Raw genomic sequence first — 15,125 nt, forward strand, 5'->3', positions numbered from 1 at the left:
TTACACGAAGCACAAATCCACGCGGCCAGCAGTCCCCGAGGCCGCGCATATGCCGCCCCCACGTCTTTGACGCCGGTCGTCGTCGAGAACGTATGTCCAATTCCAGCGAAGACGCCGACTTACAGCAGGCTCGAGCCGACCTCGAGCTGGCGACCGAGACCGCCGGCGACGACGTGCGGGACGTTATTCGAGACACGGCGGCCGCCTTCGCCGAAATCGCCGCCAGCGAGAGCGAGGCCGACCACGCCGTCTTCGACGAGCACCTCAACGCGCTCAGGCAGGCACGACGCGAGTCCGACGCCGAGACGGCGGACCGACTCAAGGACGCCATCGAACACGCCGAGAGCTATCGCCAGAGCCTCGAGCAGGCGTGAGCCCTCTCGAGAATCGATCCTCGAGAATCGGTTTTTGAAACGGTAGGGCAGCCATACGAGGGTAACGGACCCATAACAATACCCTCGTGGCCCCCTCCAACGCGTATGCAATCGGCTGCGCACGACCATCCACGCGGGGCGCGGGAACGCGTCATCGTCCCCGGTATCACGGCCCCCAGCACCGTCGCCTGCCTGCGGTCGCTCGGTCCGCGCGGGATCTACACCGTCGTCGGCTCCGAGGACCGAACGACGCCCGGCTCCGTCTCGAGGTACTGCGATCGATTCGTCACGCTCCCCAATCCGCGGTCGGACCTCGAGGCCTACGGGGACGTCCTCCTCTCGCTCGCGGCGCGACCCGGCGTCGAGACGATCATCCCCGTCCGCGAGGAGGATATCTACATGCTCGCGGCGAACAGAGACGCCTTCGCCGAGCACGTCGCGACGCCATGGCCGGACTTCGAGACCCTGCGACAGGTGCAAGACCGGGTCGAACTCTTCGCGGCTGCCGACCGCGCTGGCGTCGAGACGCCCGAGACGACCCTGCTCGACGAGTGGGACGACTGGTCGCGCGAGACGATCATCAAGCCTCGCTACACTGTCGCCGCCCCCGAGTACCTCGGTCACGACGCCGGGCTCAGCGACATCGGCTCGACCGTCTACCACGAACCCGGCACCCCGCCCGCCGTCGAATCGTCGCTCAACGAGTGGGGCCACGTCCCCATCGTCCAGGAGTACGTCCCCGACTCCCGGGAGTACGGCTTCTTCGCGCTGTACGACGAGGGGGAGGCGGTCGCCACCTTCCAGCACTGCCAGAAACGGGGCTACAAGTACAGCGGCGGGCCGAGTGCCTACCGCGAGTCGACCGACATCCCCGAACTCGAGGCCGCCGGCCTCGCGCTACTGGACGAACTTGAGTGGCACGGCCTGGCGATGGTCGAGTTCCTGCGCAATCCCGAGACGGGGTCGTTCGAACTGATGGAGATCAACCCGCGGTTCTGGTCGTCGCTCCCGTTCTCCGTCCGTGCGGGGGCCGACTTCCCCTACTACTACTGGCAGCTCGCACGCGGCGAACCGATCAACCAGCCCGACTACGAGGTCGGCATCGGCGGCCACCTGCTCCGGGGCGAACTCTGTCACCTCCACAGCATCCTGGCCGAGGACTACCCGCTGGTCGAACGCCCCTCGTTTCTGTCCGCCGTCAGCGACGTCGCCACGTCGATGGTTCGAGAGCCCCGGTTCGACTACGCCGTCGCGGACGACCCCGTTCCGTTCGTCCAGGACGGCTGGAACTTCGTCCGTTCGGCTGCCAACGAGCAACTCAGCGCCGTTCGAGCGGGCGGTGAAGCCGACGAATCGTCGCCGGCCGTCGGATCGCCAGCGCTCGCCGAGCAAGAGCCTGCGTCGAAGCCGGCGAGGGCCGACCTCGAGCCCCTCGAAGACCAGCGCGGACGGACGAACTGACGCCGAGGCGTCGCTCTCGGCGTTTGACGATCGATCGGCACCGAGCGGGTGGCTCACCGTTCGGGTGGACGTGGTGGTGGGTGGCACACGCTGGCGGCGGGTGGACGAATCGGCGACCGGTAACTCACTCGAGTCGCTCCCGAATCGCCTCGGGTTCGTACGAGAGCGTCAGCGACCGCGAGCGCCCGCGGCCGTCGATCTCGGCGTACTCGGCGTCGATCAGGCCGAGCTGGTCGAGCTTGTTGACGATTTCCGAATAGCGGGTGTAGCCGAGGTCGGTCTCCTCGCTGAACCGCTCGTATACCTCGCCGGCCTGTGCGCCGTCGTGGTCGACGAGCACCTCGAGGAGCGCCCGCTCGTTCTCGCTCAGGCTGTTGAGGCTCCGGGAGAGGTTGATGTACTTCGACGTCTCGTAGGCCTTCTCGACGTCCTCAAGTTCGACAGTTCGACTCGCACGCATCTCGGCGTTGAGTCCGGCCCGCCTGAGGAGGTCGATTCCCACCCGGAGGTCGCCGCTCTTGGCCGTGAGCGAGCCGACCCGCTCCAGGACGTCCGTGGCGACGACGCCGTCGTGGAAGCCGCGCGTGACGCGCTCGTGGAGGATGTCGACGATTTCCGGCTGGTCGTACACCGGGAAGTAGACGTCCTCGGGCCGGAAGACGCTCTGCACGCGGGTGTCGAGGGCGTCGATCACTTCGAGCGCCGGGTCCGAGGAGACGACGATGACGCCGATTTTCGCTCCCGGGTGTTCCTCGTGGGCGCGCAGCAACGAGTAGAGCGTATCCGACGCCTCGTTCTCGTAGAAGAGGTAGTTGACGTCGTCGAGCGCGACGACGAGCACGCGGTCGTCCTCGACGAGTTTCTCGGCAATCTGGCCGAAGAGCTTCTTGAAGGAGATGCCCGACGATGGGGGTTCGTAGTCGAAGCAGCCCTCGAACAGCCGCGAGAAGACGGAGTATCGCGTCGAGTTGACCTGGCAGTTGACCCGGATCGTCTGGACGTCCCGGGTCTGGGCGCCGATCTCGTCGTACAGCTTCTGAATTGCCGTCGTTTTCCCCGTTCCCGGCGGTCCGCGGACCATCACGTTCAGCGGGCGCGAGCCCCGGACCGCGGGTCGCAGCGCGTACGTGAGACTCTGCATCTGCGAATCGCGGTGGCGGAACGTCTCGGGGACGTAATCGATCTCGAAGACGTGCTCGTTCCTGAACACGGATTCGTCCCACGACAACATCCCCTCCTCGGGGTCGCCAGTCATCACTTTCACCACGCCCTCGAAGCTACTTAGTTGTTTGCGGTCGTTTTCGGCGTGAAGCCGGGTTCTCACCGCTCGAGACCGTCGAAACGGGATATTGGTACTCAATCACCGGCACAGCGTCCACGTCTTTATATACGAAGCCGGGGCCAGAACGGATCGATGATCGACGTACCTGCGGACGGAAACGAGCGTCTGACCGCCCTCGGCGGTGCATTCCTCGTCGTCAGCGCGTTCCTCCCCCTGGGCCAGTATCAACGTGTTCGACACGGCGACGACAACGAACGGATTCACCGGCATGGGCTACGCTGTCCCGGTTGCCGGCTTCGTCGCCCTCGGACTGGTGACCCTGCGTGAGTGGAACGCATTCGAAGCCAAGCTGACTGCGGCCGTGGGCGTCCTGACGCTCCTCTCGTTAGGCGTGATCTACACCTCCCTCGAGAACGTCTTCGCCGTCGACTACCCCGCCCACTACGTTACCGTCTCGCCAGAACCGGGCCTCTACGTCGCCGCCCTCGCCAGCGTGCTCGTCGCCGTCGCGGGCTACCGGGGGATGCGAGTGGCCGCCGTACCCGAGACAGCGACTTCAGCCGCGAGCGAGCCCCGCGAATGACCCGACCTCGTAGTCGCCCCTGACCGCGTTCACTCGAACTTCTCGAGCAACCGGTCGTAGAAGGCGGCGTTCCCCTCCTGGGCAAGCTTCTCGACGATCAACTCGGGGGTCGAGCGAGCGAGGTGATCCTTAACCGGCGATCGGTTGACCTCGAGTTCGCCGTCGACCAGGCCGACGGCCTCGATGCCGTCGACAGCCACGTCGATGGCGGCCATCTCCCGGATTTCGCCGGCCAGGTGGGAGACGAACACGGCCGTCGCACCGTTCTCCGCGAGTGCCTCGAGGATGCCGGCGATAATCTTCGCGCTCGCCCCGGGTTCGGTGATGCTCTCGAGTTCGTCGACGAGAACGAGCGATCCCTCGCCGCCGGTGGCGAGGTCCGCGAACTCCCGGACGGTGGACTCGAACGCCCCGGCGTCCAGGGTCCCTTGGGTCTTGGCGTGGTAGTGTACGTCGTCGAAGCGACGTAGCCGGACCTCTTTGGCGGGAACGGGCAAACCCATGTGTGCAAGCACGACGACGCTCGCGACCAGGTCAAGCGTCGAGGTCTTCCCGCCGCTGTTGACTCCCGAGAGCAGGGTGGTGCCTGACACCGCGTAGTCGACGGGTTCGATTTCCTCGAGTGGCTCCTCGAGGACTGGCGAGCGGCCGCCCTCGATGGCGAACCCGGTTTCTTCGTCGCCGTCGTCGCCGTCCCAGACGAACTCGGGCATCGTGCACTCGAAGTCGCGGGCGAAGCGGGCGACGGCGAGTTCGACGTCGAGCTCGAGCGCCGAGCGAACCAGGTCGTGGGCGCCCTCGCGCTGGGCGGCGAGGTCGGCCGCCAGGTCGCGTTTGAGCTGGGCCGCCCGCCGGTCCCGGGCGACGGTGAGTTCCTCGCGCAGGCGTGCCGTGGCGTTCTCGTCGCGCTCGACGGGGAAGGTCGGTTCGTCGTCGAAGACATGGCGGGCGAGTTCGGCCTCGCCGACGTCCAGGTCGAGGGCGTCGATCAGGTGCTTGCGGGCGGCCTCGACCGCCGCGGCGAATTCGTCGGCGAGTTCCCGGGAGAGCAGCGAGTCGACGCCGGCGCCGCGCTCGACGAGTGAGAGTAGGTCGGCGCCCTCGATGGTCACGTCCCGTTCCTCGATCGCCTCGCGGAGTCGGTCGTTGGCGACGCTCTCGGCGACGCCCGCGACCGCGTCGAGGTCGTCGACGGCGACCGTCAGCCGATCGAGTTCGGGGTCGCCGGCGACGGTGCCGTCGTCGTCGAGGCGCTCGAGGCCGTGCTCGAGGGCGTCGAGGTCGACCGTCGCGTTCAGTTGCGAATCGGTGTCACCACCACGGCCGACCGCACGATGAACCGCGACTGCTGCCCGCAGTCGCTCTCGGTTGCGGGCGAAGAACGCGAGCGGGCGCTCCGGAACCACGTCGGCGGGATCTGCGAGCGCGTCCGGGCGAACTTGCACGTCGCCCTCGACCTCGACGCCGGCGAAGGACTCGTCGATCGCGACCACCGTCGAATAGCCTCTCGCCAGTTCGGCCAGCCCCTGGGCGTCCTCGACGATTTCGACGGAAATCTCGGGAATCGCCTCGCGGGCTTCGGCGTAGCGCTCGGCGTCGGTCGTCGCCAGACAGCGGTCCCGGACGCGAACGTCGCCGGGCCGCTCGAGCGGTTCGACGCCCTCGAAGGCTTCGAGCACGTCGGGGTGGGGATCGCGTTCGATCGCCCGACGAGAGAAGTCCTGCACCTCCTCGATGCGCGAGCGCCTGGGGCTGGGGTACAGCGTCTCGAGGCGGTGGGCCGCGTAGTCGGTCACCGTCCGGTCCTGACACAGGGAGAGCACCTGTCGGTAGATCTCGCGTGCGCGGTCGGTCGCGAGGAAGCCGCCGGGGTCGTCGTGTTCGCGTCGGATCGCCCCGCGGGCGATGCGAGCGGCCCGGCCGACGGTGACGCCGGGCGCTCTGGCGAGTGCGGCCACGTCGCCGTTCTCGAGGGCCTGCTCGGGGTCGTCGAGTTCGTCCAGTGCACGGGCGGTCTTCGCGCCGACGCCCGGGATCGACTCGAGGTCCATTGCCATCGACCGCCACGTCCCGCCGAGACGAGAAAAAGGTCCCGCCCCGTTCTCGGCCCGAGTCTCGAGTCTCGAGTCGCTGATCGCATGGGCACCCGGCGAGTGCGCTACTCCCAGGGGTGACGCCCGCTCGTGCTCGGCCACAGGGGATACCAGTACTCCTTGTCGGGTTCGATCTCGAGTTCGCCATCCAGCACTGATTCGAGTTTGAACTCGGTTCCCGAATCGCGCTCGCGGCCGGCCCGTGGCGCGAAGGGGTAGTACGCACCGCGCCGGAAGGAGTAGATCCAGTAGGCCGGCCCACTGTCGTTCCGGTAGCCGAAGACGGCCGCGAGCAGCCGCGAGCCGTAGCCTTCCTCGATGAACGTGTCCGCCGCGAAGTGGAGGCTGGTGATCAGGTCCTCGGGGTCGGAGTCCTCGAGGACGACCCAGTGGTAGCCGTGGTCGTCCTCGGTGACGCGAAAGTCGGTGCCGGTGTCTTCGCTGCCGGCCTCGAGGATGGCTTCGACGTTCTCGACGGCGTCACGAAAGCTGCTCGAGTCGACGCCGGCGAAACAGAGCGCGCCCGCGTCGGCGGAGTCGTAGCCGAGGTCGGCTTCCATCGTCAGATACGCGGTGCTCATCCCGAAGAGGTCCTCGGGGTTGGCGTCCCGGCTGGCGTCCGATTCGGCGCGGATGCCGAGCACGGATCGCAGTCCGTCGAGCAGTCCCATACCCTTCGTTGGACGGCCAGGGTTTGAAAGCTCGCGTTTTCTCGCTCGAGCGGTCGTCGACGTCACGTCGACTTCGGCGCAGCGGATCCTACACCGTCTCCATCTCGTGCTCGAGCTGGCGCAAGCTCTCGACCCGCCGCTCGGTCGAGGGGTGCGTCGAGAACAGTCTCCCGACGACGCCGGACTTCAGCGGAATGATGAAGAAGGCGTTCATTTCGGCCTCTTCGCGCATGTCTCTGTCGGGAACCTTGTCGATCTCGCCCGAAATCTTCAGCAACGCGGAGGCGAGCGCAGAGGGCTTGCCGGTGATCGTCGCAGCACCCCGGTCGGCGGCGAACTCGCGGTACCGCGAGAGCGCCCGAATCAGCAGGTAACTCACGATCCAGACGACCAGCGAGACGACGATGGCGACGATCACGCCGCCACCGCCGCCGCGACCGCGACCGTGGCCACCGCCGAAGAAGGCGCCCCAGCGGACGATCATGAACGCGATGGTCGAGAGGAACGAGGCGATAGTCATCACCATCATGTCCCGATTCTTGACGTGGGCGAGTTCGTGGGCGAGAACGCCGTCGAGTTCGTCCTGGTCGAGCGTTCGCATCAGTCCCGTGGTGACGGCGACGGCGGCGTTCTTCTGGTTTCGCCCCGTCGCGAACGCGTTCGGCACCTTCGAGTCGATGACGGCGACTTTCGGCTTCGGGAGGTCGGCCTGCTGGGAGAGGCGCTCGACGGCGCTGTGAAGCTGTGGGTACTCCTCGGCGGAGACCGTCTTCGCACCCATCGTCTTGAGAGTGAGGGTGTCGCTGAAGTAGTACTGCACCAGCGACATCCCGCCGAAGAGCAGGGCGAAAATGGCGATCCCACCACCCATATAGGCAGTGATCACGCCGGCGAAGACGATGTACAGGGCAAACAGCAGGAACATCGTGAGGAACATCCGAAACCGCAATCCCCAGTCCGGTTTCCAGTCCATACGCGAACAACGGACCGAGGGCGGATAAATCCGCCGCGAACGTGCCTCGAGCGGGTGGCCCGACCGGACGCTCCGTGCTCGCTCGTCCTCGAGTCACGCCTCGTGTGCGACCCCTATCGACCTCCAGCGACGACGCAGACCGCCAACGGTATCGTTCCCTCGATACGGTCTGCCACCCCAATACACCACCTTTCAATTGAGTTGTGAGTGCTCAAGCGTGTACGTCGAAGTACCGAATGAGCGTTCCCAAAACCCCTCTATTTCCCCTGGAAAGTCGAACACGAGGGGACGACCACCGGTGTCGACGCTCGAGCGTACGCCACGGGTCAGACGAGCGTTCTTTGCGTTCCACCGGAAACGTCAGACGAGCGTTCTTTGCGTTCCACTGGAAACGTCAGACGAGCGTGAAATAGGTCGTTCTATATGTTTGACGATCGATAACACCACGATCGAGACCGACACCAGTTGGGGAGATCCGACGTATCGCTCGAAACGCGCACTCACTGGAGACGAATTCAGTGTGCCTTGATAACACGATTCGCAACCCCCTGGTTTCGGGTGGAGTTCCCACACGCTGTGACCGAACGGCCCGTCGAACCCCTCTATTTCCGGTGGAGATACCTCGCTGGAAACGGACCGGCGTCGGTGACGAACGCGTCGCTTAACTCCCCCAATCCCCAACCACGGGACATGACCGATTCGCGTGCGTTCTGTCCCCGCTGTGGCGATCCGGTGCCGGAGCGGAGCGAAGGCGACGCGACGGACCCCCTGCGACCGGGGACCGACGTCGACCTCTGTGACAGCTGTTACTTCGACGACTTCGAATTCATCGACGCGCCCGACCGGATCGACGTGCGCGTCTGCGCCCAGTGTGGGGCCGTTCATCGGGGCCGCCGCTGGGTCGACGTCGGTGCACAGGATTACACCGACGTCGCCATCGAGGAGGTGAGCGAGGCCCTGGCCGTTCACGTCGACGTCGAGGACGTCGCCTGGCAGGTCGAACCCGAGGAGGTCGGGCCGAACACGATCCGGATGCACTGTTACTTCACCGGGACGGTTCGTGGAACGCCCGTCGAAGAGCAGGTGATGATTCCGGTAAAAATCGCTCGCCAGACCTGTACCCGGTGTGGTCGCATCGCCGGGGACTACTACGCCAGCATCGTCCAGATCCGGGCCGAGGGCCGGTCGCCCACGACGGAGGAACTCGAGCGGGCGAGAGAAATCGCCGAGAACATCGTCGCGGACATGGAGGCGACCGGGGACCGGAACGCCTTCATCACCGAGACCACGGAGACCGACGACGGCCTCAACATGCGGGTTTCGACCAACAAGATCGGCAAGAAGATCGCGAACAAGATGGTCGAGGAGTTCGGCGGTACCGTCAACGACGCCGAAACCCTGGTGACCGAGGACGAGGACGGTAACGGCGTCTACCGCGTGACGTTCGCGGTCCGTCTCCCGCCGTACGTCCCCGGCGACGTGATCGACCTCGCGGACGACGACGAGGGGCCCGTCCTGGTCAGCAGCGCCCACGGCAACCTCAAAGGGATCCGGTTGCGGACAGGCGAGCGCTACGAGGCGAGTTACGAGGAGGGGAACTCCCCCGAGGCCCGCAAACTCGGGGAGCGCGAGGACGCCGTCGAGGCGACCGTCGTCACGGTCGAGGACGAGCGCTCAATTCAGGTGCTCGACCCCGAAACCTACCAGGCGAAGACGATTTCCCGACCCGAGTACGTCGACGCCGATGCAGAGGAAGTGCCGGCGCTGAAGAGCCGCGCTGGCTTGCACATTCTACCGGAGAACGATGAGTGAGGGCTCTGGGGAGGACGACCGGTCTCGAGGCGAGGGTCGGCCTCGAGACGACGCCTCGAACTTGGACGACGAGTTAAACTCGAGTACTGACAATACGACGAATTCTATAGTATCGGATTCAACCGCGCTCGGGCCTCGAGACGACCCACTCGCGGTCGTCGTCGAGAAACCGCGCTCGGAGACGGCGATCGAATCCTTGCGGGCCGAGGGCGTCTACGACGACGACCGCCGAGTGCGAGAGTACGGCTCCGAGACGGTGGCGCTGCCGGTGCTCGAACCACCCACAGAAACGGCCGTCCTGGAGGTCGTTCGTCAAATCGACCCCGCCTACCGCACCCGTGACCTGGCCGATCACCTCCGCGAACGGGGATGGAGCGACGCCGACCTCGAGATGGCGCCCGGCTCCTGGGCCGTTATTGGTTCGGTGATCCTCGTTCGCGTTCCCGACGACTGCCCCGACGAGACCGAACTCGGGGAGGCCTTACTCGCGCTCCACGGCGAGGCTGACAGCGTGCTCGCCGACGAGGGAATCTCGAACGAGGGCGAGGGCAACGGTGGCACCTACCGCGAACCCCGAACGCGACTGCTCGCGGGCTCGAGCGACACCGAGACGGTCCACGTCGAGGACGGGACGCGGTACGGACTCGATCCCGCCCGCGTCATGTTCTCGCCGGGGAACCAGGCCGAGCGCCGGCGGATGGCCGAGGTCGTCGACCCGGACGAGCGCGTGTTCGACATGTTCGCCGGCATCGGCTACTTCACGCTCCCGATGGCACGAGCGGGAGCGCGGATGACGGCCACCGAATTGAATCCGACGGCGTTTCGCTACCTGCTCGAGAACGCGATGGCCAACGACGTCTCGAGTCGGGTCGACGCCTACCACAGCGACTGTCGCGACCTGGCCGCCGACCTTCGCGCGGACCGAGTCGTCATGGGCTACTACGGTGTCGCCGACGGCAAAGACGAGGCGGGACACGGGAGTCGCGTCGACGAGGCTGTCTCGTTCCTGCCGGCGGCCCTCGAGGCCCTTGAGCCAGGTGGCGTCGTCCACTACCACGAGGCGACGCCCAAGCCAGAGCTGTGGGCGCGACCGATCGGTCGGCTCGAGGCCGCGGCCGAACGCGCAGAGCGGACCCTTGAGGTGCTCGAGAAGCGGCGGGTGAAGACGCACAGTGCGGGGGTCGAGCACGTGGTCGTGGACGCTCGCGTGGAGTGAACCTGATGACGCTCGGTCGTGAAGTTGATACGACCTGGGTTCGAACCATCTCGGTATGAACCTGAACCAGATCATCGCGGCGCTGTTCGCCCTGTTGATGATTTCGTCGATGGTCGCCTGGGGCGCGACATTTATCTTCTAACTTAGCCGTCGGTATCCCAGACGTCCGCGAGCGGGCTTCGTTTCGAGGAGCGTCGGCCGCGTCGTGATCGCGACCGTGACTGTGATCGGCCTCGAGCATCGCTCTCGTTCGGGCTCCCGCCTGAGTCTGCCCCCTCTTTCGGCCCGGAACTCGACACACTGTGCGAGGATGTTCTCGAGTACCCGCCGCCCCCGCCCCCGTTCGTCGCCTCGAGCGCCGCTCGCGGCTCGAACTCGGGCAACGTGGGCTCCGAGAGGCGGTCAACCTGTTCTTCGAACCAGTCGGGCATGTCCGTCCGGGCGCGCTCGAATAAGTCGAGCAGGCTCGAGTCCGCGACGTAGGTCGCTCCATGGTCGTCAGGGGCGCGGATCACCCGGCCACAGGCCTGGATCACGGTCCGGAGCGCCGCCCGGTAGTACCACGCCCACTGCCCTTCCTCGAGTCGGTGAGCCACTCGCGAGTCGCTCGTGTTGAGGAAGGGTGCCTTGCAGAGCACCTGCCAGCGACAGAGGTCGCCCTTCAGGTCGAGGGCTTCCTCCATCTTCACCGAGAGGAAGACGTCCGGTTCGGAGGACGCCTTCCAGGACTCGAGGTCGGCGTCCCGGTCATCCCTGGAGTGGGCTCGAACGCGGTCGCCGACGCCGAAATCGGTAAGGAGCGACTCGAGTTGCTCTTGGATCGCGTAGGAGTGGGCGTGGATCAGCCCCTTCTCGTCGGGGTGGGCCTGCATGATGCGGACGATGGTACGGGCGATCTTCGGCAGAGTCTCCTCGCGGTGTTCGTAGGTCATCTTCCCCTGGGTGACGTCGTAGAGCGGGCGGTTCTCGACGGGGAAGGTGTGGCCAACGTCGACGAGAGCGACGCGGGAGGGCTCAAGGCCGACGTGTCGGCAGAAGGCATCCTTGTTGAGAATCGTGGCCGAGAGGAGCGCGAACTTGTTGCCCCGGTCCCAGACGGTGTACCGGAGGTAACGCTCCGGGTCCATCGGTTTGATGGTGAGGGGGCCGCCGTTCGGGTTCTCGGTTTCGTCCCCGCTGCTCGAGGCCGACCTTCCATCGCGACTCGAGTCCGCCGCCTCGTCCTGGTCGACCAGCCACGTCGTCGGACTCTGCCGGTCGCGGTAGTCCTCGACGAAGAAGTCGAGTTCGCCGATGAGTTCCTGGAGGCGGTCCCGTTCTCTGACCTCGCCTGGTGACAGCGACTCTTGGCCGAGCAACTCGTCCTTGCGGCTGGTACATCGTCGAGCGAGCGCCTCCGCGTAGCGGACCGCCCCCTCGACGGAGTCGACCTCCGGAACGCGGAGGTCGTCCCAGAACGGGACCGTCCGGGGGCCGAGCTGGATCGTCGCGTACATCTCAGCCCACTCGGAGAGGCCGTGGGCCTCGTCGATCACGACGACGTCGCGCTTGCGGAACACCTCGCTGCCCGCGGTCTGCATGAAGTACGCGAGCGTCATCGCCGCGATGGAGCGGTTGGAGGCGATGGCTCGGTCGGAAAAGTACGGACAACGGTGCTGGACCGAGCAGTCGTACCCCCGCTCGCGAACGCAGGGGGCCTGGTTGACCGGCGTGTCGAGTTCGCCGGGGAGGATGCAGGTGTAGTTCGATTTTCCGCGAATGATGTTCAGGTCCTGAAGCAGCTCGTCGCCGGCCACGTCGTCGAGCTGGGAGACCTGCGGGGTCGTGTAGTAGGCGCCGGTCGCCTCCACTGGTTCGGCCTCGTCGACAGTACGGGCACAGCCGGCGACCGCACGGGCCAGCAGGGACTTGCCACTACCCGTCGGCGCACGGACGAGGACGACATCGTTGCCCGCCTCGAAGGCGTCGCGAATGTCGCGGAGGGCCTGCTCCTGGTTGCCCCGGTAGCTCGGCGCGGGGAACGCCTCGAAGATCCGGTCGGGATTCACCACTCGAGTCACCGGCGGGCGTGGTCCTAAAGGCTGCGGAGTCTCGCGCGTCCTGGAACGAGGGACGTCGGCGGCGATTGGGGTGCTCGAAGCGACGGCAGCGACTGGTATGGGCTCGAAGCGATGGCAGTGACCGGGGGTGGTCTCGAGACGGCGGTGAAGACTCCTCGAGGCGTACGGGAACGTTCGGCTTACGACGGAGTTAGGTTCCCGATTACAATTCGGACCACTGTCGTCGAACGGTGTACGGAAGGGTCGCTCAGCGGAAGAGCACCGCGGCGTCTCTGACCCGCGGCGGCCGTCTGGCCTCGTGGCGTTCGAATCCCACCCCTTCCGCTCCTGAATATTACTATACTTTCTATAGCAAGCGTTCGAGCCCGTCGCCACGCTCTTTGTCCACGCCCCCGAACGAAAACCATGGCACGCCTCGAGGATCCGATCGAGATCGGCGGCGTCGAGATTCCGAACCGCCTCTACCGAGCACCGGTCCTCGAGTGCGCGGGGAACGGACCCAACGCCGTCGACGCACTGATCGATGACCTCGAACCGGCTGCCGAATCCGGCGTCGGATTGCTCTGCCAGGGGGCGACGATCATCCGCGGCGAGGGCGGCTGTGCTGCTCCGGGGATGACCCGCGTCCACGACCCCGAGTTCGTGTCCCATCTCTCGCGGCTCACCGACCGGATCCACGACCACGGGAGCCGGATCTTCGTGCAACTCGAGCACGGGGGCCTCCGGAGCATGGAGACCTGGCACGCCGGCTACCGGCGCGAGCACCCGGACCTCGAGCAACTCGCCGTCTCGCCCCTCCCGTCACCGCTTCGCGCGCTCGGCCGGGCCGGCTTTCTGGCTTACGACCCGCACGTCCTGACGACCGAGGAGGTGTACGAACTGGCCGCCGACTTCGGCCGTTCGGCGGCGTATTGCGTCGACGCCGGATACGACGGCGTCCACCTCTCGGGGGCGAACATGGGCATCGTCCAGCAGTTCCTCTCGCCGTTTTACAACCGCCGGGACGACGAGTTCGGTGGCTCGCCCGAGAACCGACTCGCCTTCCTGCAGGTCGTCCACGACGAGATCCGCGACCGGGCTGGTGACGTCCCGCTGATCACCAAAGTCCCCGCCGAGACACCGGCACCACCCTGGCCGGTCGTCCGCCGGAAGCTCTCCCTCCAGGACGGCGTCGAGATCGCGCGTCGCCTCGAGCGGATCGGGTACGACGGCGTCGTTCCGGTCCAGACCTCCGTGGCCTGGGACATGAGCATCGTCCGCGGGCGGTATCCGGATCGGGCCTGGGGGAACGAGGCGCTTCGCGAGGGGTACGATGAGGCCTTCGGCGGGTCGCGGCGCCGACGTCTCGTCGCGCTGGGCAATCGACTCGAGTCGCTGGTCTACGACTTCGAACCGGCCTGGAACGAGGACTTCTGTCGTCGCGTCCGCGAGCAGGTGTCGATTCCGGTGCTCGCAGAGGGCGGGATTCGAGAGCGTGGGCAGATGGATCGGTTACTGGGTGCGGCTGGCGAAACCGACGTTGAGTCGGTCATGAACGAGACACCTGCCTGCGACGCAGTCGGCATGGCCCGTCCCTTCTACGCCGAACCGCGACTGGGAGCGCGTTTGCTCGAGTCTCCGTCTCCGTCCCCGGGAGCGACCGACCGCAAACCTGCCCCGGAGACGCGCGTCCTCTGTGAAAATTGCAACAACTGTACAATCCCGCAGGTGACGGGTGCGCCGGGAATCTGTCGCACGCCGTCAGTGCTCGGAAAGCGGGGCGAACTCGAGCGAGAGGGCGTCTACGACGGCCAGGAGTGACCTGCCACCTCCGCGCCGGCCCCGGCCCCCGGCTGCCAGCCGAACGCCTATGCGCCATCGCCCGAAACCGTCGGGTCACATGCGCGCCGTACTCTTCGACATGGACGGGGTCCTCGTCGACTCCGAGGACTACTGGGTCACCCTCGAGCGCGAAGAACTTCTCCCGCAGGTCGTCCCCGACCAGGACGTCGCTGTCGCCGAAATCACCGGGATGAACTACCGCGAGATCTACGACTACCTCGATGCGGAGTACGAGACTGCGGTCTCCCGCGAGGAGTTCCTGGACCTGTTCGAAACCGCCGCCGAAACCCTCTACCGCGACCGCGTCGCCCTCCTCGAGGGTACTCACGATCTGCTCGACGAACTCGAGGAGCGGGGCGTCCCGCGAGCCATCGTCTCCTCGTCGCCCCACGACTGGATCGACATCGTCCTGAAGCGCTTCGACCTCGCGGATCGGTTCGACGCGGTCGTCAGCGCCGAAGAAATCGACGGGCCGGGCAAGCCGGAACCTGACGTCTTCGAGTACGCTGCGGCCGAACTCGGCGTCGAACCCGGGGAGTGCGTCGTCCTCGAGGACTCCGAGCACGGAATCCGCGCGGCAGCCCGTGCGGGGACGACCTGCATCGCCTACGAAATCGAGGCTCACGACGACGTCGATTACTCGCCTGCCGACGCGGTTGTCGACAGCCCACTCGAGTTGCGCGATGCGGTCCTCGAGCGGGTTCAGGGTGCCCCTCGTTGACGCGACCTGCTGTGTTCCGTTGACGCGACCCGTTGTGACCTCTGGTACTGACACTCTC

The 15,125-nt window shown here is 66.2% G+C and carries 12 protein-coding genes and 1 tRNA gene; 8 read left to right on the forward strand and 5 right to left on the reverse strand.

All coding sequences use genetic code 11. From position 1 onward, the window contains the following. The first annotated feature begins 92 nt into the window (after positions 1-92). Together NGM29_RS03320 and NGM29_RS03325 are read left to right on the forward strand one after the other, a co-directional pair. Positions 93-374, forward strand: coding sequence for a DUF7553 family protein (locus NGM29_RS03320; RefSeq protein ID WP_254158960.1), 282 nt, complete (start codon positions 93-95; stop codon positions 372-374). A 105-nt stretch (positions 375-479) separates the two neighbouring features. Further along, positions 480-1,835, forward strand: a complete 1,356-nt coding sequence (locus NGM29_RS03325; protein ID WP_254158961.1) for a carboxylate--amine ligase — start codon at positions 480-482, stop codon at positions 1,833-1,835. 124 nt (positions 1,836-1,959) lie between these two features. On the opposite strand, the gene NGM29_RS03330 is transcribed toward NGM29_RS03325, so the two are convergent. Beyond that, on the reverse strand, positions 1,960-3,090 hold the full coding sequence (locus NGM29_RS03330) for an ORC1-type DNA replication protein (protein WP_254158962.1): 1,131 nt from the start codon (positions 3,088-3,090) through the stop codon (positions 1,960-1,962). A gap of 256 nt (positions 3,091-3,346) precedes the next feature. On the opposite strand from NGM29_RS03330, the gene NGM29_RS03335 reads away from it, so the two are divergent. Next, positions 3,347-3,700, forward strand: coding sequence for a hypothetical protein (locus NGM29_RS03335; protein ID WP_254158964.1), 354 nt, complete (start codon positions 3,347-3,349; stop codon positions 3,698-3,700). A gap of 29 nt (positions 3,701-3,729) precedes the next feature. On the opposite strand, the gene NGM29_RS03340 is transcribed toward NGM29_RS03335, so the two are convergent. The 3 genes from NGM29_RS03340 to htpX all read right to left on the reverse strand — a co-directional run bounded on the left by NGM29_RS03340 (position 3,730) and on the right by htpX (position 7,437). Next, positions 3,730-5,751, reverse strand: a complete 2,022-nt coding sequence (locus tag NGM29_RS03340; protein ID WP_254160392.1) for a MutS-related protein — start codon at positions 5,749-5,751, stop codon at positions 3,730-3,732. Positions 5,752-5,858: 107 nt separating this feature from the next. After that, positions 5,859-6,464 carry a PspA-associated protein PspAB gene (pspAB, locus tag NGM29_RS03345; RefSeq protein WP_254158965.1) on the reverse strand — a complete coding sequence of 202 codons (606 nt, stop codon included), beginning with the start codon at positions 6,462-6,464 and terminating at the stop codon, positions 5,859-5,861. Between the two features lie 88 nt (positions 6,465-6,552). After that, positions 6,553-7,437: a zinc metalloprotease HtpX gene (gene htpX, locus NGM29_RS03350; RefSeq protein ID WP_254158966.1), complete on the reverse strand. Its 885-nt coding sequence runs from the start codon at positions 7,435-7,437 to the stop codon at positions 6,553-6,555. Between the two features lie 690 nt (positions 7,438-8,127). Here htpX and NGM29_RS03355 point away from each other — a divergent pair. Beyond that, entirely contained in the window at positions 8,128-9,249 is a 1,122-nt protein-coding gene (locus tag NGM29_RS03355) for a 60S ribosomal export protein NMD3 (protein ID WP_254158967.1), read from the forward strand. Continuing rightward, complete coding sequence (locus tag NGM29_RS03360) at positions 9,242-10,465, forward strand: class I SAM-dependent methyltransferase (protein WP_254158968.1); 1,224 nt, start codon at positions 9,242-9,244, stop codon at positions 10,463-10,465. The genes NGM29_RS03355 and NGM29_RS03360 overlap by 8 nt, the downstream gene beginning before the upstream one ends. 143 nt (positions 10,466-10,608) lie before the next feature. Here NGM29_RS03360 and NGM29_RS03365 read toward each other — a convergent pair whose 3' ends face one another. Beyond that, positions 10,609-12,513 (reverse strand): helicase C-terminal domain-containing protein, encoded by a 1,905-nt coding sequence (locus tag NGM29_RS03365; RefSeq protein ID WP_254158969.1) that lies wholly within the window; start codon positions 12,511-12,513, stop codon positions 10,609-10,611. A 248-nt stretch (positions 12,514-12,761) separates the two neighbouring features. Here NGM29_RS03365 and NGM29_RS03370 point away from each other — a divergent pair. The 3 genes from NGM29_RS03370 to NGM29_RS03380 all read left to right on the forward strand — a co-directional run bounded on the left by NGM29_RS03370 (position 12,762) and on the right by NGM29_RS03380 (position 15,067). After that, positions 12,762-12,849 (forward strand) — tRNA-OTHER (locus tag NGM29_RS03370). A gap of 81 nt (positions 12,850-12,930) precedes the next feature. After that, positions 12,931-14,325, forward strand: coding sequence for an oxidoreductase (locus tag NGM29_RS03375; RefSeq protein WP_254158970.1), 1,395 nt, complete (start codon positions 12,931-12,933; stop codon positions 14,323-14,325). 79 nt (positions 14,326-14,404) lie between these two features. Then, positions 14,405-15,067, forward strand: a complete 663-nt coding sequence (locus NGM29_RS03380) for an HAD family hydrolase (RefSeq protein WP_254158971.1) — start codon at positions 14,405-14,407, stop codon at positions 15,065-15,067. Positions 15,068-15,125 lie beyond the last annotated feature (58 nt).

It is taken from the genome of Natronosalvus rutilus (assembly GCF_024204665.1).
Classification (GTDB): Archaea; Halobacteriota; Halobacteria; order Halobacteriales; family Natrialbaceae; genus Natronosalvus; species Natronosalvus rutilus.

Bases quoted from the DNA above. Each gene is read 5' to 3' on its own strand.
- NGM29_RS03320 (WP_254158960.1), top strand. From the start codon at position 93: ATGTCCAATTCCAGCGAAGACGCCGACTTACAGCAGGCTCGAGCCGAC.
- NGM29_RS03325 (WP_254158961.1), top strand. From the start codon at position 480: ATGCAATCGGCTGCGCACGACCATCCACGCGGGGCGCGGGAACGCGTC.
- NGM29_RS03330 (WP_254158962.1), bottom strand. From the start codon at position 3,090: ATGACTGGCGACCCCGAGGAGGGGATGTTGTCGTGGGACGAATCCGTG.
- NGM29_RS03340 (WP_254160392.1), bottom strand. From the start codon at position 5,751: ATGGACCTCGAGTCGATCCCGGGCGTCGGCGCGAAGACCGCCCGTGCA.
- pspAB (WP_254158965.1), bottom strand. From the start codon at position 6,464: ATGGGACTGCTCGACGGACTGCGATCCGTGCTCGGCATCCGCGCCGAA.
- htpX (WP_254158966.1), bottom strand. From the start codon at position 7,437: ATGGACTGGAAACCGGACTGGGGATTGCGGTTTCGGATGTTCCTCACG.
- NGM29_RS03355 (WP_254158967.1), top strand. From the start codon at position 8,128: ATGACCGATTCGCGTGCGTTCTGTCCCCGCTGTGGCGATCCGGTGCCG.
- NGM29_RS03360 (WP_254158968.1), top strand. From the start codon at position 9,242: ATGAGTGAGGGCTCTGGGGAGGACGACCGGTCTCGAGGCGAGGGTCGG.
- NGM29_RS03375 (WP_254158970.1), top strand. From the start codon at position 12,931: ATGGCACGCCTCGAGGATCCGATCGAGATCGGCGGCGTCGAGATTCCG.
- NGM29_RS03380 (WP_254158971.1), top strand. From the start codon at position 14,405: ATGCGCGCCGTACTCTTCGACATGGACGGGGTCCTCGTCGACTCCGAG.